17 protein-coding genes are annotated in these 19,395 nt (G+C 58.9%); 7 read left to right on the plus strand and 10 right to left on the minus strand.

Going from position 1 to position 19,395, the window contains the following annotated elements; genetic code table 11:
• Positions 1-158 precede the first annotated feature (158 nt).
• From AM218_RS06805 to AM218_RS16735, 3 genes are all read right to left on the minus strand, one after another.
• Positions 159-803, minus strand: a complete 645-nt coding sequence (locus AM218_RS06805; RefSeq protein ID WP_054413052.1) for a cytochrome c oxidase subunit 3 — start codon at positions 801-803, stop codon at positions 159-161.
• Positions 804-941: 138 nt separating this feature from the next.
• Positions 942-1,268: a hypothetical protein gene (locus AM218_RS06810; RefSeq protein WP_054413054.1), complete on the minus strand. Its 327-nt coding sequence runs from the start codon at positions 1,266-1,268 to the stop codon at positions 942-944.
• A complete protein-coding gene (locus tag AM218_RS16735) occupies positions 1,261-1,500 on the minus strand; it encodes a hypothetical protein (RefSeq protein ID WP_157547559.1) in 240 nt (79 codons plus the stop codon). The genes AM218_RS06810 and AM218_RS16735 overlap by 8 nt, the downstream gene beginning before the upstream one ends.
• A 213-nt stretch (positions 1,501-1,713) precedes the next feature.
• On the opposite strand from AM218_RS16735, the gene AM218_RS06815 reads away from it, so the two are divergent.
• The 3 genes from AM218_RS06815 (at position 1,714) to AM218_RS06825 (ending at position 5,351) form a co-directional block, all read left to right on the plus strand.
• Positions 1,714-2,547, plus strand: coding sequence for a TapB family protein (locus AM218_RS06815; protein ID WP_054413056.1), 834 nt, complete (start codon positions 1,714-1,716; stop codon positions 2,545-2,547).
• 180 nt (positions 2,548-2,727) lie between these two features.
• The gene (gene ligA / locus AM218_RS06820) at positions 2,728-4,860 is read left to right on the plus strand and encodes an NAD-dependent DNA ligase LigA (protein ID WP_071843716.1); all 2,133 of its coding nucleotides are present in this window, start codon (positions 2,728-2,730) and stop codon (positions 4,858-4,860) included.
• Between the two features lie 89 nt (positions 4,861-4,949).
• Entirely contained in the window at positions 4,950-5,351 is a 402-nt protein-coding gene (locus AM218_RS06825) for a rhodanese-like domain-containing protein (protein ID WP_054413058.1), read from the plus strand.
• Positions 5,352-5,394: 43 nt separating this feature from the next.
• Here AM218_RS06825 and AM218_RS06830 read toward each other — a convergent pair whose 3' ends face one another.
• Complete coding sequence (locus tag AM218_RS06830; RefSeq protein ID WP_197274029.1) at positions 5,395-6,708, minus strand: glycoside hydrolase family 2 TIM barrel-domain containing protein; 1,314 nt, start codon at positions 6,706-6,708, stop codon at positions 5,395-5,397.
• Positions 6,709-6,992: 284 nt separating this feature from the next.
• On the opposite strand from AM218_RS06830, the gene AM218_RS16285 reads away from it, so the two are divergent.
• Positions 6,993-9,527 (plus strand): glycosyltransferase, encoded by a 2,535-nt coding sequence (locus AM218_RS16285; protein ID WP_071843717.1) that lies wholly within the window; start codon positions 6,993-6,995, stop codon positions 9,525-9,527.
• A 2-nt stretch (positions 9,528-9,529) separates the two neighbouring features.
• Here the strand turns inward: AM218_RS16285 and AM218_RS06840 are convergent, their stop codons facing one another.
• The gene (locus AM218_RS06840) at positions 9,530-10,432 is read right to left on the minus strand and encodes a polysaccharide deacetylase family protein (RefSeq protein ID WP_054413062.1); all 903 of its coding nucleotides are present in this window, start codon (positions 10,430-10,432) and stop codon (positions 9,530-9,532) included.
• Between the two features lie 123 nt (positions 10,433-10,555).
• On the opposite strand from AM218_RS06840, the gene dapA reads away from it, so the two are divergent.
• Positions 10,556-11,467, plus strand: coding sequence for a 4-hydroxy-tetrahydrodipicolinate synthase (gene dapA, locus AM218_RS06845; RefSeq protein WP_054413064.1), 912 nt, complete (start codon positions 10,556-10,558; stop codon positions 11,465-11,467).
• Between the two features lie 183 nt (positions 11,468-11,650).
• Here the strand turns inward: dapA and AM218_RS06850 are convergent, their stop codons facing one another.
• Positions 11,651-12,391, minus strand: a complete 741-nt coding sequence (locus AM218_RS06850; RefSeq protein WP_054413066.1) for a (Fe-S)-binding protein — start codon at positions 12,389-12,391, stop codon at positions 11,651-11,653.
• 220 nt (positions 12,392-12,611) lie between these two features.
• On the opposite strand from AM218_RS06850, the gene AM218_RS06855 reads away from it, so the two are divergent.
• Positions 12,612-13,517: a cyanophycinase gene (locus AM218_RS06855; protein WP_231717562.1), complete on the plus strand. Its 906-nt coding sequence runs from the start codon at positions 12,612-12,614 to the stop codon at positions 13,515-13,517.
• Between the two features lie 117 nt (positions 13,518-13,634).
• Here the strand turns inward: AM218_RS06855 and AM218_RS06860 are convergent, their stop codons facing one another.
• Complete coding sequence (locus tag AM218_RS06860; protein ID WP_054413070.1) at positions 13,635-14,486, minus strand: hydroxymethylglutaryl-CoA lyase; 852 nt, start codon at positions 14,484-14,486, stop codon at positions 13,635-13,637.
• 132 nt (positions 14,487-14,618) lie between these two features.
• On the opposite strand from AM218_RS06860, the gene AM218_RS06865 reads away from it, so the two are divergent.
• Entirely contained in the window at positions 14,619-15,980 is a 1,362-nt protein-coding gene (locus tag AM218_RS06865) for a M23 family metallopeptidase (protein ID WP_197274030.1), read from the plus strand.
• Between the two features lie 81 nt (positions 15,981-16,061).
• Here the strand turns inward: AM218_RS06865 and AM218_RS06870 are convergent, their stop codons facing one another.
• The 3 genes from AM218_RS06870 to AM218_RS06880 all read right to left on the minus strand — a co-directional run bounded on the left by AM218_RS06870 (position 16,062) and on the right by AM218_RS06880 (position 19,253).
• Positions 16,062-16,661, minus strand: a complete 600-nt coding sequence (locus tag AM218_RS06870) for a hypothetical protein (RefSeq protein ID WP_157547560.1) — start codon at positions 16,659-16,661, stop codon at positions 16,062-16,064.
• Positions 16,662-16,815: 154 nt separating this feature from the next.
• Positions 16,816-17,532 carry a hypothetical protein gene (locus AM218_RS06875; protein ID WP_054413076.1) on the minus strand — a complete coding sequence of 239 codons (717 nt, stop codon included), beginning with the start codon at positions 17,530-17,532 and terminating at the stop codon, positions 16,816-16,818.
• Positions 17,529-19,253 carry a S8 family serine peptidase gene (locus AM218_RS06880; RefSeq protein WP_197274031.1) on the minus strand — a complete coding sequence of 575 codons (1,725 nt, stop codon included), beginning with the start codon at positions 19,251-19,253 and terminating at the stop codon, positions 17,529-17,531. Before AM218_RS06880 ends, AM218_RS06875 begins: the two co-directional genes overlap by 4 nt.
• Positions 19,254-19,395: the final 142 nt, after the last annotated feature.

The raw sequence follows: 19,395 nt of genomic DNA on the forward strand, positions 1-19,395 counted from the left end.
GATTAAAGCGGCAAGGTAGTCAGGAGCCGGCAATCAGCCTCTGCTTAACGAATAAACGAATACAGTTTTTCTCCTATGGCGAAATTCAGGAGTCAGATTGTTGCCACGATTGCATCAACTCTTCAGCCTAAGCCCTAAAACCTAACCCTTCCTAAGCCCTAATAAAAGAACAGGAACACGGTAAACATGAGCACCCACAAAACACCCATGAAGTGCCAGTACATACTGAGCATGCGCAATTGCATGCGCCGGTAAGGGTTGCGGATGAAGAGCAGCGTGCGAACCCCATCCCTGGAAATATGCAGCACCCGCAGAAAGAGGCCCGACATAAAGAGCATGCCGGCCAGCAGGTGCGCTACGTGAAGGGCCGAAATCAGGTAAACATACGTGCCGCTGGCATCGCCCCGGAAGTAAACCCCCTGGTTCATCAGCTCGCGCCAGCCCATTACCTGCAAGCCGGCAAAAATGAGCCCCAGGATAAACGTGGCCCCCAGGCAGCGCGCCAGATTACGGATATCGTCTTCGCGGTATAGGCGGGCGGCCTGCCCCAGAGTGTAGCTGCTGCTAAGCAGCACAATGGTGCTTAGGGAGAAAAAGCGCGGGAAGCTGTACAGCCCGGTGGGCAGCCCGCTCTGCACGCGGGTATGGATGTAGGCCCCCAGTAAAATCAAAAACAAAACCCCGATTCCCGCCATGCCCAGGTACAGGAGCATCAGGAGGGGCGGTACCCGCTCCATGCGGGTAAAGGTGGAGGTGGGCCGGCCTGCTCCTACCTTGTCTTTGCGTTCTTTATCGGAGTTCATGGCGCTGGGGCTGATTGCTATTGGCTAACCAATCCAGCAAGCTTTAGTTTCGCCCGAAACCCCCTCACTGCCAGATCAGATACATCTTCCAAGATACGGAAAAAGCCAAGTTCAGGACAGCAAATGCGCGACTAATTGTTAGCGAAAAAAAGAGCCGATTTTACCCAAAACTGCATTGAAGGTTATCTTGGGAGTACGCCCCGTGCCGAAGGTGACATAGGTTTTGCCGGCCACGCGCAGGTCCAGCACCAGGCCCAGCTGCAAAGCCAGCATATTTAGCTGCTGCAGTGCATTGGGCGCACCCGGGTCTTTGGGTTTTTCCGGTCCATTGCTGCTGGTCAGCTCATCGAGCACCCGCTGACTGGGAATATTCACAATCAGATAGGTGCCGGAAGCGGCAATCTGAATATCATCACCATTATGGGAAATAACCAGCCGGGCTTCCAGGTCCAGCCCGCTAACCAAGCTGCTTAGGCGTCTGGTTAACCACGGGGGTCGCGGGGCTTTCGCCGCGGGTACGGATGCGCACGGAGCCATTGATGCGCCACGTGCTGGGGGCAGCGCCCGGGTTCTGCATATTCGGTACCTGTACTTCCATCTGGTCGAAGGCCAGGTTCATCTCTACCCCACCTGAAAGCTTGGTCAACAGAGAGGCAGCCGTATCGGCCCAGTTAGCGGAGGAGGAAGAATCAGCCATGTGAAAAGAGTAAGGTGATGCCCGTGAGAGCAAAGTGTGGATGCCGATGACAGTTTGTTGAGGACAGCGCCGCCCGGCAAGGGCGAAAACTACCGCTCTCCGCTGGCAAACGCAACTTCGGCGGCTAAGTTATGCGGCGGGCCCTATCCAAAAAACCGGGCTTGCGTATGTGGGCGCAGGCACCACTTGGTGCTCTGCCCTTTGTCACGCTTTATGCACCGTACTTTTTCCTTTCTTTCCTGGCATCTGCTGCCGTTTATGGCCTTGGCGGCCTGCTCCCGGCCGGTTACTTCGGCCCGCCCGGAAGTCGTAACCCCGGCAGCCAATACAGCGGCTACCCCCCCGACCAGCGCGGCCGCCCCCACGCCTAATGCACCAGACTGTGCCCACCCTTTTGGGCTCTATGATAAAATGGAGCTGATTTATAAGCTGGCCGATACCAACGGAAAACCTCAGGGCGAAATCCGGAACCGCGTGGTGATGCTGGAAACCAAAACCGATAAAAAGAGCGAGCTGAAAATAAATACCGTGCTGCTGAAAAGCGGCTTTTATGGCCCCGATAACCAGCTGATCCGGCAGCAGGACCTCACCTTCCATTGTCAGCGCGACACGGCCTTTACCGATGGCATGCAGGAGATGGACTACAATAACCTGAAATCCTTCCGCGACCGGTATTTCGAATATACGCCCACCTCTCTGGCCTGGCCGCACCAGGCGCAGGCGGGCAGTAGCCTGCCCCAGGGCGGCATTCTGGTTGATGTGCATAGCTCGGCGGTAGATATTGCCAAAGTATACACCACCGTCCGGAACCGCCGCGTGGTGGGCGGCCCGCAAAACATAACCACGCCGGCGGGCACTTTCCGGTGCTACAAAGTAGAATCGGAGCGGGAATCGGCCATCAAGCCCAAGCCCGATATCATCCGGCGCACCATCACGTATGCCGTCGACTATTATTCGCCTACAGTTGGCATCGTTCGCACGGAGGTGTATGACAAAAGCCACAAGCTGCAGCAAACCCAGGTGCTGGCCTCCCGGCAGCTGCGCTAAGCGCCGGCCGCGGCTCTGGACCTGGCTACATTGAAACTTCTATTGACAATGTGTGGCCGGTTTCTGTAACGGGCCACGCTTTTTTATGCACGTCCGGGCTGCATGTTTTAGCTTGCAGTATTGTTTGGCAGGCCGCCTAGTAGCGCCTGCTGCCCCTGCCCCCGTAATTACGCCTTTCGCATGTCCGATTTCAGCGCTATCCAGCTTCAGATAAAAATCCTTACCGAACGCCTGCATCATCTCAACTACCAGTATTACCAGCGGGATGTTTCGGAGGTATCGGATCAGGAGTTCGACCAGATGCTGGCCGATCTGCAGCAGCTGGAAAAGCAATACCCCGCGCTGGCCCTGCCTAACTCCCCCACCCAGCGTGTGGGCGGCACTATTACCAAGCAGTTTCCTACGGCCGTGCATAAGCACCCCATGCTGTCGTTGGGCAACACGTATTCGGAGGCCGACCTGCGTGATTTTGATGAGCGGGTACGCCGGGGCCTGGAAGGCTCCGATGTGACGTATGTCTGCGAGCTGAAGTTTGATGGCATCGCCATGAGCCTGACGTATACTGATGGGCAGCTCAGCCAGGGCGTAACCCGCGGCGACGGTACCCGCGGCGACGTGGTGACCAGCAATGTGCGCACCATCAAAAACCTGCCGCTGCATCTGCAGCCAGCCCCAAATCAGCCGAAGGAATTTGAGGTACGGGGGGAGATATTTATGCCCCTGCCGGTATTTGAGGAGCTGAACGCCGAGCGGGAAGCCAACGGCGAAGCCCTGCTGGCCAACCCCCGCAACGCCGCCAGCGGTGCGCTGAAGCTCCAAAACTCAGCGCTGGTAGCCGCCCGCCGGCTGCGCTTTTACGCCTACAACTTCCTCAGCAACCACCGGGACTTTCCCACCCACAGCGCGGCCCTGGAGGCCATGCAAAGCTGGGGCCTGCCCGTATCCGACACTTGGCGGCGCTGCTCTTCCATAGAAGAAGTGCTGGCGTTTATTCATCAGTGGGAAAAGCAGCGTTTTTCCTTGCCGGTGGCTACCGATGGCATTGTGATAAAAGTGGACGATCTGCGCCAGCAGGAAATGTTGGGCTACACGGCCAAAAGCCCCCGCTGGGCCATTGCCTATAAATATCCCCCCGAGGCGGCCCGCACGCGCTTAAACCAAATTCAGTATCAGATTGGCCGCACGGGCGCTGTTACCCCGGTGGCCCTGCTGAACCCCGTACCGCTGGCCGGAACCGTGGTAAAGAGGGCCTCGGTGCACAATGCCAACCAGATAGCCGCCCTTGACCTGCGCCTGGGCGACATGGTTTTTGTGGAGAAAGGCGGCGAAATCATTCCCAAGATTACGGGCGTAGACCTTTCTGCCCGCCCCGCCGACAGCGTGCCCATTGTGTACCCCACGGAATGCCCCGCCTGCGGCACGCGCCTGATCCGGCCCGAAGGGGAAGCGCATTTCCGCTGCCCCAATGAGCGCGGCTGCCCGCCCCAGCGCAAAGCCAAGCTGGAGCACTTTGTATCGCGCAAGGCGCTGAATATTGATGGGCTGGGCGCGGAAACCGTCAGCCGCCTGTTTGACCTGGGCCTGGTGACGGATGCCGCCAGCCTCTACGACCTTCCTGCCCATGCCACCGAGTTGGCCCACTTGGAGCGTATGGGGGAGAAATCGGTACAACGCCTGCTCACGGGCCTGGAGCAAAGCAAAACGGTGCCTTTTGATCGGGTGCTGTTTGGATTGGGCATCCGCTACGTAGGCGAAACCGTGGCTGAAAAGCTTGCCGCGCATTACCGCTCTATTGAAGCCATTGCCGCTGCTTCCGTGCTGGATCTGGCGGCCGTGCCGGAAGTGGGCGGCGTAATTGCCGAATCAGTGGCGGCGTGGTTTCAGGAGGCCGATAACCGCCACCTGATTGAGCGCCTGCGCGCGGCCGGCGTGCAGCTGGCCCTCACCGGCGAAGCCCCCCAGGCTAAAAGCAACCGGCTGGAAGGCCTCACCTTTGTGTTATCGGGTGTTTTTGAGCGTTACAGCCGCGACGAGCTGCAGCAGCTTATTCAGCAGCACGGCGGCAAGCTGACGGGCTCCATCTCCAAAAAGCTGAGCTACCTGGTAGCCGGCGACAAAATGGGCCCGGCCAAGCGCGAGAAAGCCACCGAGCTGAAAGTACCCATCATCAGCGAAAACGACCTGCTGGCCATGCTGCCCGATGAGGAAGCTGAGGCGGCGGAAGTGCCTGCCCTGCCAACCACCGCTGAGCCGACTTTGCCCGCATCTTCTTCGCCGGCAAAAGGCACCGGCATGCAAGGCAGTTTGTTTTAATAGCGTAGTAAGTTACTACTAGTTACGGGCGGCACTTTTCCGCGTACGGCCCTTGTTCCTTTAGTATCCACCTTACCATTTCCCAGACTATGCGCACCTCCCTTTCGCACAAACTGCTGCTTTTGCTCCTGCCGGCGGGCTTTGTTTTTGGGTCCGTACTGGCTCAGGGCACGTTGCCGCCCCCGGCTGATATTGCACCCCGAGCAGCCGTGAAGCTGGTGAAAAAGCATAAAGTAAAGGTGCTGGATGTGCGCACCCCCGAGGAGTTCAATGCCGGCCACGTGCGGGGGGCGCAGAACCTGGATGTGAAGTCGCCGGATTTTGTAAACCAGTTGGCGCAGCTGGATACGGCGCAAACCTATCTGGTGTATTGCGCCAGCGGAAACCGCAGCAGCAAGGCATCTATTCTGATGCGGGAGCATGGGTTGCGCCACGTAGTAAATGCCGGGGCGTATCCTAAACTGAAAGAAGCCGGCGCGAAAACGGAGTAACCGGGCACCAGCATCTGTGCCTTCCCGAAACCAGCTCAAACTCTTACCGAAGGCTGGCTACCACCCTGGGGCACGGCCGGGCTGTAACCATAAACGGCAGGTTGGCCATGGCGGCGCTGCCTTTGCCATCGGAAACGATGACGCTAAGCCGGTAATAACCCGGGGTGCGCGGAGCAATAACCTCGGCCTGCAGCCCGGTAGCTTGGCGGATTGCATTGGGCAGCGGCTCTGTAGGCGTACTTCGCTCCTCGTACCGCTCATTGATTTGCTTATCTGGTCGTATTTCCCAGCGGGCCGTAAGTGCGTCTCCTTCCGCATCGGTGGCGCCTACGTAAGCCATGACCCGGGAACCCACCGGGATGCTTACACTGCTAGAATCCTGCTGCTTGTTCAGCACCAGCCACTCCAGCCGAGGGGAGGTGTTGGCCGGTTTATGGCCAGACCATAATTCCTGCAGCACATCCACCATAGCTGTTTTTTCGCCTTCCGGCGTGAACAAGCCAAACCAGGTGTTGGTGAACTCAAACTTCTGCCCCCAGTAAAACGCGTAGGCGCCAATGCACTGAGCGCGGGCCGCCTGAATAGTGCCCACGTAGGCTTTGCGCAGGTTTTCGGCTCTGTTGGTGCTGGATTGCTCCAGCGGGGCCATCCAGGTGGTGGCCGGTGATTCCCAGTAGCCCAAACCGCCATACTCTGATACAATGTAGGGCTTGGTCCAGCCATAGCCGCGCAAATCCTCGGGCAGTACTTCCAGGCTGCCAAAGGCATTCACGGAAAGGATATCAATAGCCGGGCACCAGGCCTTCACGTTCCGGATCATGCCTAGGTTGCCGGAAAGCGTGGTCGTTACCGGGTGGTAAGGATCCAGCTCATGCACAATTTCGGCTAGGTCGTTGATGGCCTCATAAACCTTCGGGTTCTTGGCATTCAGATCCATTTCATTGCCCAGGTTCCACATGAGCAGGGCCGGATGCCGACGATACCGCAGAACCTGCTTGCGCACGTACTCGCGCTGGCGCAGCACCTGCTGCTCATCATAGTAATCAAACCCTTCCTGCTCCCGCTCCAGCCAGATGCCCAGCATAACGGAAAGGTTATTCTGCTGCGCGGCGTCCATTAAAGTATCGGCAAAATCCGTGGTCCAGAGCCGCACGGAATTTCCCCCGGCCTGCCGGATCGCCTCGTAGTACTGCAGGCCGGCGGCCCCTTTTATATAATAGGGTTTGCCGCCCCGGAGTAGCTGCGCCTGGCCTTGCTGCTGTACCACCTGCACGGGAATCACCCCTGCCGGGACTCCCCGCGCCATGTTGGCTTCTGAGGAAGCCGACGTACGCTGGCAGGCATCTAGTGGCAGCATGCCCACCAAAACCAGGTAAACCCAGATTTTTAGGTGGTAAGGAGATGACGAAGCGTAGTAAAAACCCATAAAACTTACTTGTATATATTTATGAATCTTCTGTACTTAAGTAGTAATCATCAGAACATCCATCTAAGATAGTAAAATAATTACCTTAATTAATTATATTTAATATTAGTTAAGTAGTATCTCTTTTCTATATTAGACCCATAAGACATCAGGTTAATATTCTGTGTTAACTGAGGATTCACTTGGTTAGGCTCAATAGATATCCGGAAATATTTATGCTCGACCTTTCCTCCACCGCACCTATTGCTCAAGCTGCCTCTGCCCCAGAATCAGCCAGCCAGATTCAGTACCGGCTGGTGGCGGGCACGCGCCAAATGCGCTGGCTGGTTTTCCTGGGCGTACTCTGCCTGGGGCAGTTTGTGTACTGGTTTGCTAACCCCGACCACATAGGCTACGCCCCGCTTTTTTGGCTATTGGTGTTCTCCGTTGGCTTTAAGCTGCTGCGGCTGGGGCATGAGTGGTACCACTATGTAAACGTGCGGGAGCCCATTTTACCGCCTGCTCCGGCCCGTAAGCGCACTGTGGATGTTCTAACAACCGCCTGCCCCGGCGAGCCGCGGGACATGATTGTGCATACGCTGGAAGCCATGCAGGCCATTACCTACCCGCACACCAGCTACCTCTGCGACGAAGGCAACGACCCCTACCTGCGCCAGGTATGCGAGCTGCTGGGCGTGGTGCACGTTACGCGGAAGGTGAAAGTAGATGCCAAGGCCGGCAACATCAATAACGCCCTGCGCCAGGCCACCGGGGAGTTTTGCGTGGTACTGGACCCCGACCATGCCCCCACCCCCGATTTTCTGGACAAGGTGATGGCCTATTTTGAGAATCCGGAAATTGGCTTTGTGCAGGTGGTGCAGGCCTACGGCAATCAGCAGGAAAGCCTGGTAGCGCGGGGCGCGGCCGAGCAGACCTACCATTTCTACGGGCCCCTGATGATGGGCATGAACAGCTACGGCACGGCCCAGGCCATTGGCGCTAACTGCACCTTCCGGCGCGCAGCCCTGGATTCCATCGGTGGTCACGCCGCCGGGCTGACCGAGGACATGCACACGGCCATGCGCCTGCATGCCCAGGGCTGGAAATCAGTGTATGCCCCGGTGGTAGTAAGCCGGGGATTAGCGCCTTCCACGCTGGGCGCTTACTACTCCCAGCAGCTGAAATGGTCGAGGGGTTGCTTTGACTTGCTTTTTCACGTATACCCGCGCCTGTTTTCCCGCTTTACCTGGAGGCAGCGGCTGCACTACTTCACCCTGCCTTTCTATTTTCTGTCCGGCATTGTAGCCCTCATCGACTTATTTGTGCCCTTGGCTGGGCTCTGGCTAAGCAAATTCCCCTGGCACGTATCCATTGCCAGCTTTGTGGCGCACATGATGCCCCTGATGGGCGTTAGCCTGCTTATCCGGCTCTCGGCGCAGCGCTGGCTGCGGGAGCCGCACGAAGCGGGCCTGCACCTCACCGGGGGCCTGCTGCGGGTAGGCACCTGGTGGATTTATTCGCTGGGATTTCTGTACACGCTGCTTAATGTAAAAGTACCCTACATTCCCACCCCCAAAGAGGGGGAAGAGCGCAACGAATGGCGCATAGCCCTGCCTAACATTCTGATGCTGGTAGCCTCCCTGGCCCTAGCAGGCTATGGGCTGCGCCTGATGCACGATGCCTATGGCTGGATGCTGGCGGGCCTGGCCGCCCTGAACGCGGGCATCATGATTTCGGCCGTTCTAATGGGCCAGCAGGCACTGCTCAGGAAGCTGAAAACCCTTTTAGATACCAGGCGGCCGGCCCGGGCTATTTCCTGGCGCGTGCAGCAGCTATACGCCTGGATTCACCTGAGCCTGTTGCCGTCGTTCAGCAGGGTAGCGGTTCCGCTGGCCTTGTTTCTGGTATTTTTGGGAGTTGCCGGGCAGTGGAAAGTGGCCAGCTGGATGCTCCAGCGCCAGCGCTATAACAGTGAGCTGTGGCTGCTTACGGGTGATGACCAGGTACGCACCGGCCATATACTAAGCGCCCCCGCAGACCCGACCACGCTGGCCAGCTACTATTCCTTTGTGCCTAAGACCTTAATCCAGGGAGATTTCCCTTTGGCTACGGAAATAATTGGCCTCGATTTTCCGGCCTCGGCTTTTCCTACTGTTTCTCCTCAACAGCTTGCCAGCTACCTGCGGGCCGGCCAAATGCCCATGCTCAGCTGGGCAGTGCCCGAGGGGGCCCTGAAGGATACAGCCTGGCTGGCGAAAGTGCGGGTGTTGTCCCGCTTCCCCCGCCCGCTGATGTTCCGCCCCCAGATTCAGGCCCATAGTGCCCGGGGCTACCGCCGGGCCTGGCAAAAGCTGGTGGATGGGCTGCGGCAAGCCGGCGTGGAGAAAACCATATGGGTCTGGACGCCCCCCGCCTCCGATTCGCTGGCGGCCTATTACCCGGGCATTGCTTCCGTTGACTGGCTTTGCATTGATGGCACCCCGGTAAGCGGTGCTAAGCGCCCCACGGCTACCTATGCCTCTTTCCGGCACCAGGTAGCCACCCGCGCCGAGTTTCACCAGACGCCGGTGATGGTGATTCTGCCAGCCTCCGCCATTGAAATGCCCGCCAGCCAGATTGAGCGGCTCACGTACCGGTACCCTGAAATAAAAGCAGTGGTATTCGGCAAGAAATTGCCCAATACCACTGCTCCCTTAGAACAGAAAGCCAGCTTAAGCCGCCCTACCCGGGTAGATAAGCGCCTGGCCAGTGTTCGTGTTACTCCGTTTTAAATTTAAAAGCTGTTCACCATGCTGTTGTGCAGGGTGCGGGGGCTCCAGTAGCCGCTGGCAATAATACGGCGGATGGTGAAGAGCGGATCCTGCTGGTCCCGCTTTTCCGCCAGCACGAAGGCCGCTACCATGCCGCGCTTCTTCAGTTCGGGAATGGCCTGCGTGTTCCAGAGGCCGAAGGGGAAGGCGAAGTACTTGATGTCTTTGCCGGTAATTTCTTCCAGCGTTTTGGTGGGCTTCTCGATTTGCGTTACCCAGTCCTGACCCTGATATTTCTTCACGTTGTGGTGGTCCCAGGTGTGCGAGCCGATAACGTGGCCTTCATCAGAAAGCTGCTTTACCATAGCCTTGGTCATGTAGTTGGGCCGGCCGAGGCTCACCGTCATCACGAAAAACACGCCCTTGAAGCCGTGCTTATCCATCTCAGGCTTGGCAATGGTAAACTGGTCCAGGTCGGTGTCGTCGAAGGTGAGCATGACGGGCTTGCTGGGCAGCTTGGCGCCGGTGGTCAGGTAGGCATACAGCTGGTCGGGCAGAATGGTATGGTAGCCGCTGTCGGCCAGCATTTTAATCTGCTTTTTGAACTCGGCTACCGGCACAATGTAATCTTTGGCGGCTTTGGAGTCCTTGGCGCGCCAGTCCCGGATTTGGTGGTAGCACAGAATGGGCACCTGCGGGCGGGCCGTAATGGCGGCCGCATCGGCAATTTTGCTGGCCGGAATGCTGCTGGGGTCGGGTGCCGGGGCCTGGGTGGCGGCGGCGCTGGCGGCCGCGGTGGTATCAGCGGCGGGCGTGCTTACGGGTTGCTCCGTAGCGGCTGCCGGTTTGGTTTCACAGCTGCTGAGCGAGAGGCCGGCAGCGAAAGTGGCCGAAGCCAGGAAAAGCGGGGTACGAAAACGAAACATGTAAGCGAAAAGCGGCCTGCCATTGCGGCCCGGCCATTTGGAAGGAAAAAAGCGAGGAAGCCCGGGCTTTCAGTACCTTCGTCCCGGCTCGTCCACTTTACAAATCAACAGCTTATTTGCCGCATGGACAAACTTGATGTACGTCTTCCTTCCGGTAGCACCCTGCGCACCGCTCTGCGGGGCACGGGCGTGGCCCTGGTTACTCCCTTCACCGCTGCCCCAGGCTATTCCATTGACTACGCCGCGCTGCGCCGCCTCATAGATTTCACTATTGAAGGCGGGGTGGAATACCTCGTAATCAACGGCACCACTGCCGAGTCGCCGACGCTGACGGAGGAGGAACGCAAAGGCATTCTGGACGTGGTTCGCCAGCAGACCAAAGGCCGCGTACCCCTGGTATATGGCATCGGAGGCAACAATACCGTGGCGGTAGAAGAACAGCTACGCACCACCGACCTGGCCGGTGTGTCGGCTATTCTTTCGGTGAGCCCCGCCTACAACAAACCCTCGCAGGCAGGTATTGTGCAGCATTATCTGCGTCTGGCCGAAGCCTCCCCCCTGCCCATTATATTGTATAACGTGCCCGGCCGCACCATGTCCAACATGACGGCGGCCACCACCCTGCGGCTGGCGCAGCACCCCAATATCATCGGCATCAAAGAAGCCAGCGGCAACCTGGAGCAGTGCATGGCTATTGCGGCCGGCAAGCCCAAAAACTTCATGCTGATCAGCGGCGAAGACACCCTTACTACCTCCATGATTTCTTTTGGGGCCGAAGGTGTTATTTCTGTGCTGGCCAATGCCTTCCCCCACCGCTTCACCGATATGGTGCGGCAGGCCCTGGCCGGCAACTACGCGGCCGCCAGCAAGCTGCTCTTTGGCTTCCTCGATATCAACCCGCTGATGTATGAGGAAAGCAACCCGGTGGGTGTGAAAGCCGCCCTGGAGGGTCTGGGCTTATGCTCCGGTGCCGTGCGCCTGCCACTCATGGAAGCCACCGCCGGTTTGAAAGAACGAATCCAGAAGCTGCTGTAAGGATAAAGGCACGTGTCATTGCGAGGCACGAAGCCATCCGTCCTCAACGACATCAGACACTAACTTCTACCAGAAAGCCCTTGACGTACAGTACGTCAAGGGCTTTTTATTTATCAGGGCTTGCTGCGTTTCAGAGGACGGCTTGCTTGGTGCCTCGCAATAACACGTATGCCTCAGCTAAAATTACCAGCCGCTGGCCAGCACATCGGCTACGTGCATGGTTTTGATGGGCTTCTGCTGGCGGCGAATGTAGGCATCGAGGTGCATCAGGCAGCTGGTATCGGTGCTGATGAGGTACTCGGCGCCGGTAGCCAGGGCGTGTTCCACTTTCTGCTCGGCCATGGCTACGGAAATGGCTTCAAACTTTACGGCAAACGTGCCCCCGAAGCCGCAGCAGGTTTCGGTTTCCGCCATTTCAATGCGTTCCAGGCCCTGCACCGCATCCAGCAGCTGGCGCGGCGCCTCCCGAATACCGCATTCGCGAAGCGCGGAGCAGGAATCGTGGTAGGTGTATTTGCCGGGCAGCACGGCCCCGGGAATTTCCGTGATGCCGAGTACATCCACCAGAAACTCCGTCATTTCAAAAATGCGGCGCTGCAAACCAAAGTAGCGGGCCTGGTCAGGGGTGCCTTCAAACAGCTCGGCGTAGGCGTTGCGCACCATGCCCACGCAGGAGGCCGAGGGGCTCACGATATACCGCTCATTGGAATCAGCGGAGGGCGGAAAGTCATTGAGAAACTTGCGGGCCACGGTGCAGCTTTCAGCTTTGTAGCCGGCGTTGTAGGCTGGCTGGCCGCAGCAGGTCTGGTTGGCATTATAGTGCACCTCACACCCCACGGCTTCCAGCACCTTCACCATATTCATGGCGGTTTGGGGGAAAATCTGGTCCACAAAGCACGGAATAAACAGGTCGACGGCAGGCATAGAGGCGAAGTTGAACAGGCGGAATCAGGGCACCAAGATACTCATCCGGGCAGGAAGGCCGGCACTCACATGGGGGCACAAATTCATAATTAACTGGCTATCTTCTGAATCATGGCTTGCCACCGCTGGTAAATAATTTTTCCCGCTTAACATCTCCCCCATTCCGGCGTAAAACCAGCTTTTGTCTTAGTGCCAATTGTTATCTTTCCCTATCCCTCCCATGGCCACTAAACCCAAACCGCATACTACACATATGCTGCCCGGCACGCACGCCTGCCCCACTCCTAAAGGCAAGCTGCTGCTCATTGGCGGGCATGAAAGCAAGGGAGATGAGAGCACAAAGGAAGAGAAAATAGAGGCTGAAAACCGGAACTTCACTTCCATGGCGATACTGCAGCGGCTGGTAGACGAAACCAGTTCCCGGGGGCCTATTGTACTCATTCCCACGGCCTCAGGCTCTCCCAAAGATTCAGCGCAAGCCTATGTAAAAGCCTTTGGCCGGCTGGATGCGCCCAATGTAGAAATATTGGACGTGCGAACCCGCGAAGAAGCCAACAACCCCAAAATAATTGCACTGCTGGAGAAAGCCGGCGCCGTACTCTTCACCGGCGGCGACCAGCTCCGCCTGACGGCCCTGCTAGGCGGCACGGAATTGCAGAAGTGCCTGAAAAAGCGCTACGCCCACGACGGGCTGCTGGTAGCCGGCACCAGTGCCGGCGCCACCGCCATGTCGACGCCCATGATTTACCAGGGCCGAGACGATGCCGGCATGCTGAAAGGCGAAATCCATATTACCACCGGGCTGGAGCTGCTGCATGACGTAGCTGTGGACACCCATTTTGTGGCCCGCGGCCGCATGGTTCGCATGGCCCAGATACTGGCCACCAACCCCGCCTGCATAGGACTGGGCATAGAGGAAGACACAGCGGTGCTGGTCACCAACGGCCGCGACCTGGAAATTATCGGCAGTGGCCTGGTTATGATTTTGGATGCCAAGCACTGCTCGTCCACCAACATCCATGAAATTGCCCCCAATACCCCCTTCACGCTGCGGGGCCTGCGCCTGCACATGCTCAGTTGCGGTGAGCATTTCACTCTTCCTATAGAGCCCCGCATGTACGCTTAAAGTAACCCAAGCAGCAATTGCAATGCAACGCCCCTGTTCAGCCAGAATAGCTGAACAGGGGCGTTGCAGTTACCGGAAGGCTTTCAGCAGTTTTTGCGCTGCTCCGGGAAATACCCGCTAATGCCCGCCAAAAATTTCCTGATTGAGTTTCTGGGCTTCCAACAGGGCATCCATATGCAGGCGCAAATCTTCGCCGTGGGCGGCGGCGAAGCCAATCAGGTTTTCCATCGGCATGTTGCCGGTAAGGGTATCGGCCGCCATGGGGCAGCCACCATAGCCACCCAGGGCCCCATCGAACCGGCGACAGCCGGCGTTGTAGGCGGCCTGTACTTTTTCCTGCCAGGTATCGGGGGTGGTATGCAGGTGGGCGCCGAATTCTATATGGGAAAACGCCGCCGTCAATTCCTGAAAGGGCGGGGCAATGGTGGCGGGCGTTGAGGCCCCAATGGTATCAGAAAGCGCCACAATGTCTACTTTCAGGGCATCCAGCTTCTGCGTGAACTCGCCCAGAACGGCGGGGCTCCAGGGGTCACCGTAGGGGTTGCCGAAACCCATGCTCAGGTACACCACCTGCTCCTGCCCGGTGCGGGCGCATACTTCCTGAATGGCGGCCACCTCATCCAGGGCCTGCGCAATGCTTTTGTTGGTGTTGCGCTGCTGAAAGGTTTCTGAAACCGAGAGCGGAAAGCCGATATAGCGGATCTGGGGGTAATGCGCGGCGGCTTCGGCCCCGCGCAGGTTAGCCACAATGGCCAGCAGCCGCGTGCCCGACTGGCTTAAATCCAATCCCTCCAGCACCTCCGCGGTATCGGCTAGCTGCGGAATGGCCTTGGGCGAAACAAACGAGCCGAAATCCAGCGTGTCAAAGCCCACGCGCAACAGGGCGTTGAGGTATTCGGTTTTGCGGGCGGTAGGAATAAACTCTGGCCAGCCTTGCATTGCGTCGCGGGGGCATTCAACAAGCTTCATCGGGAGCAGATAAAATGGGTGGAAGGCAAAGGTAGAAAAGCCCGCCAAAGACCCGGAAGCTTCCCTCATCAGGAAAAGCGAACCTAAGGCAGCCGGGCAGGGTTTTTCTGGTTGACTTTATACGAGGATATCTTGCTACCGACCTTTCTTACCCGAATTACCTACGTTTTGCTGGCCGCGCTGCTTTTCACTTCCTGTGGTAAACAGCAAACCCTACAAGGTATTTTTAATCAGCCCACCAGCCCGCACGAAGCATACGCCCGCCGCCTGCGCCAGGCCGGTCTGGACCGTACCGCCCTGGGCCGCGACTGGCTGGCCGCCGCCGACCAGGCCCTGCGGGATTCGCTGGTGGTCACGCTGCCGTTTGAAGAAACCGGCTATTTCCGGGCCGAGCGCGCTACGGCCGCCTCCTACCGCTACGCCGTGCGCGCCGGCGAAACCGTGCGCGTAAGCCTGACCCTGGCCGTCGCCACCCAGGCCCACGTTTTCCTCGATGCCTTTGAGCTGCGCCCTGACCGTAGCACGCCCACGCTCCTGGCTTCCGCCGATACGGCCAACCTGGCCTTCAGCTACGTGGCCCAGGACGACCAGCAGCACCTGCTGCGCGTGCAGCCCGAGTTGCTGCGTACCGGCCGCTATACCCTGCGCATTCAGCGGGCGCCTTCCCTGGGCTTTCCGGTGCAGGGCAAAACCGACGCCGCCGTAGGCTCCTTCTGGGGCGCCGACCGTGACCAGGGCGCCCGCAGCCACGAAGGCATTGATATTTTTGCCGGCCGGGGCACGCCGGCCATAGCGGCGGCGGCCGGCTACATTACCCGCGTTATGGAAACGCCCGTCGGCGGCAAGGTGGTCTGGCTGGCCGATGCTGAGCACGGCCAGCATCTCTACTATGCGCACCTGGACCGGCAGCTGGTGCAGTTGGGCCAGAAAGTACGCCTGGGCGATACGCTGGGCCTGATTGGCAATACCGGCAATGCCCGCACCACGGTGCCGCATCTGCACTTTGGTATTTACCGCTCAGGCCGCGGCGCGGTAGACCCCTTCCCGTATGTACGCCGCCCCGACGCCGAACCGCAAGCGCCCCGCAGTGGACCCAACCGGCCGGGCCAGTGGGTGCGCGTGCGCGAGAAATCCGCGGACCTGCGCCGCAGCCCTTCCTTCAAAGCCGATGTACTCACTAAAATCCCCCGGCACACGGCCCTCTTTGTGCTGGGTGCGCAGGCTGACTGGTACCGCGTGGAATATCCGGGCGGAGGCATTGGCTACCTGCCCGTGCAGGCAACCAACGCTACCCTGGAGCCCCTGCGCCGCGAAACCCTGCCCGCCATAACTGACCTACTGGCTCAACCATTTCTGGGCGCCCCGCAGCTGGATTCCCTACCCGCCCGCAGTACGGTGGCGGTCCTGGGCGAGTACGGCCTGTATCGGCTGGTGCGCAGCCAAAATGGGGAGGTGGGCTGGCTACTTTCGACTCCTAAAAAATCGAGCACGTAGTGTTTCTCCAGCTGCCATAAAACAAAAGCTCCCACCAGAAAGGCGGGAGCTTTTGTTTTATGGCAGCTGGCAGCAGAAAGCTTATTCGGCTACAATCACTGCCTTGTTCAGCTTGCGGGCGAAGGCAATGCGCCGCTCACGGCCGCCGGAGGTAATGTAGTCGAAGCCAACGGATTTGTTGTCATCCCGCACCGCCTGCCAGGCTTCCTGGTCAGCTACGGGGGCCGTTGTCATGGAGCGCGGAATAGCCGGGGACGTGAAACGGTCTTCGCGGAAGAAATTGTTCATTCCCTTCAGAATACCAATTTCCTTGTCGCGCACGGTGGCGGCTTGTGGGTCTTCCAGTTCCCGCTCATCCAGCAGGGCCAGGGCAGGAATCACTTCATTCCGAAGCGTATCGCCTTTGCTGCTCGTGATTATAAAACGGGCCTGACTATTGAGAATTTTGGTGCCTTGCAGCAGAAGTACAAAATTATCCTTGTTCTTGGTATCAGAGAAATGATGCGTGGTGCGCACACTATTCAGAATGCTCTTCGAGGTAAGGCGGGCACGTTGGCCTTCGGGCGTAGGCGTAAACACCCGGTCGGGGTTTTTGGACGATGCTGATTCGCGCTCTGTAGTAATACAGGACGACTGCACGAGCAAAGCAGCAAAGACAACAGGGAGGAATAGTTTTTTCATTTTAATGAGAAACAACGTCGGGCAAGGTGGTAATACCTGCGCGGGCAAGCCATCTATGGGGCGCCCGGGAAACACAAGTAGGCAGAGAAACTCCGCTGAGCGGGTTTTAACGGCTTCTACGCGGGAATGGGCCGGAAGTTAAGCAACCTGCCAACTAAAGCAAACCAATCTCCAGGCCAGCACTCCATCCGGGCAGTTCCGGCCACGCCTCCGCCTCCCGGCCCTTATACAGGGACGATAACCGCCGGCGCACCACCAGGGCATAGCGCGAAGAGCCTACGCGCGCGCTCAGGCCATACTGCCAGCGCTGGGCGTAGCTCAAATCATGCTCAGATACTTTTAGCACTTTGGCAGGACCAGTAGCGGGCTCATCCCGGTAAGCGTGCGTAGTAGCGAAAGCCCAGCCACCCCAGCCACCCACATCCAGATACCGCCCTATCACGTTGCCACGGTGACCAATGTTCAGGCGTACAAATCCGCCCAGCTGCAGTTGCTGCCACGTGAGGCTTTCCCGCTCGTGCCGGAGGCTGTTGGGCACCATTTTCGCATCGGTCTGGAGCAGGTTGGCGCGCAGGCGCACTGTCTGCAAATCGGCTCCCAAAGCCAGTTGCTGCGAGAAGCGCCATTTCTGCCGCCAGCCCAGCATAATCTCCCCCGAGCTACTATACTTGATGGGCGCCCCCGCCTGATTTTGGCCTACCAAGGCATTATAGCCGGCGTAGAAATGCTGGAAATAGGCGCGGTTTGGCCCGGTAAGCTGCACCACGGTATCCGAGCTAACCTCATTAAACGCCAGCACCCGCTGGGCCCGGGTACTGGTGGCCACCCCGGCTATCAGCAGCGCTGTCAGTAAAAAGCTACGTCCATTCATTGGGAAACAGTGTAAGCCTGGGTGTAGCCTTTGTAGGATGCCCGTACCTGGTCGCCGGGTTGCAGCGTGCTCAGGGCCCAGCTGGCCACGTAGCGCTGGGTTACTTCGCGCACTTCGTACCGGCGCAGGACACCGCGCGCATCAGCCACGTGCAGGTATACATAGGCGGGAGCTGCCAGCGGCAAACTTGTTTTTGCGTTGAGCGGCAGCGGCGGCAGGGCAGCCAGCGGGCGGTTGGGCTCATCCAGCTGCAGGGGCAGCGTTTGCGCGGGCTGCGCGCTGGCTTCGGGGCGCAGTATCAGCTGCAAAAGGCCGTTTTCTTGCCGCACAAAATCAAAGGTGGGCCGGGTGGCCTGCTCATGCGGCCGCAGAAAGTAGGCGGCCTGCGGGCTGCCGTACCCCTGCGCATAATCAAAGTAAGGGTACAGCGTGGCCGATTTCTCAATCTGCTGAAAGAGCTGCATGGCCGTGAGGCCGCGCTGCCGCTGCCAGATGCAGGCGGCAAAGCCGGCTACCAGGGGGCTGGAAAAGGAAGTGCCTTCGTTGCGCTCAAAGCCGCCCGCAGGGCGGGCGGTAATGGCAATGCCAAAGGCCGCTACGTTGGGTTTGAGGCGGCGCTTGGCCGTGGGTCCCCGCGAAGTAAAATCGACGGGGAGCCAGGTAGCCGGGTCGAGGCCCCCTACCGCCAGCACGGAGTCGTTGTCGGCGGGGGTGCCTATTACGCCCCAGCTCTGGTTGTCGCCATCGTTGCCGGCCGAGCATACCACCAGCATGCCCTTGCGCACGGCCAGAGCGGCAGCACGGGCCACCAGACTGGTGCGCCCATCCATCTGCTCCCGGAAATAGCGCCTATCGGTGTAGCCCAGGGAGGAGTTGATGATGTCGGCACCGTGTTTATCGGCCCATTCCACGGCGGCCAGCCAGGCTTCTTCCTCACTGTACCGCTCGCTGTGCTCCCGTTCGGTGCGGGCCAGCAGATATTCAGCGGCCGGAGCCAGCCCGAGCGAAGTGCTGTCATTGAACTGGCCTGCCAGGCAGGAAAGCACCTCCGTGCCGTGGTCGCCGTAGGCATATACCTGCGGCTTCTGGCGGATAAAATCCCAGGTATCGGTTATCTGATGGCCCTTCAGTAGCTTCTGAAAAGCCGGATGGGCGTCAACACCCCGAAAACCCACATCAAAAATGGCAATGCGCATACCATGACCATTTAGTTGGGCCTGGTGCAAAGCCGGACTACCCAGAGCGCTGGTTTGCCGGCGGGCCAGTTGCAGGTCTTCCTCACTGAGCGGCTCGGCGGCCACGGCGGCTTTCCGGCGGGCAGGCAGCAGATCAGGCGTAGCGTTGTAACGGGCCACTACTTCCCGCACGCCGGGCAGGCGGCGCACCTGCGCTATCTGGGCCGGGGTAGCCCAGCAGGCCACGGCATTAAACCAGCGGCTGACCGAAGTAACGGAATCTACGGTGCTGCGCAGGGCCTGCACATAGTCGGGACGCACGGGGAAGTCGGTGCTGTCGGCGGCGGGCAGGTGCTGGCGCTGGCGGCGCAGTTGGGCCGGGGCGGTAAAGTACTGCTGCGGGTTCAGCTGCATGGCCCGCTTATCGCGCAGAAAAACCCAGTAAGGCGCCGAGGACGGGTTTATGGATTGTGCAGCTGAGGGCCAGGGCAATAAGCACATACTCAGCAGCACCACTGCCCACCGTGGGGCCATTCTCTTACGCATACCCGGTATTCTCATGATAAACCACTGCCCCAGCAAAGCGGGCTGAAGGTACACGTATGGCCTGTATTTCCGCAAATTTTCAGACAGCCGCTGCCCGTCGCGGCAAGGCGGGCGGGGCGTTGCGCAACTGTCGAGCGCTTCG

This window comes from Hymenobacter sp. DG25A (assembly GCF_001280305.1).
GTDB lineage: Bacteria > Bacteroidota > Bacteroidia > Cytophagales > Hymenobacteraceae > Hymenobacter.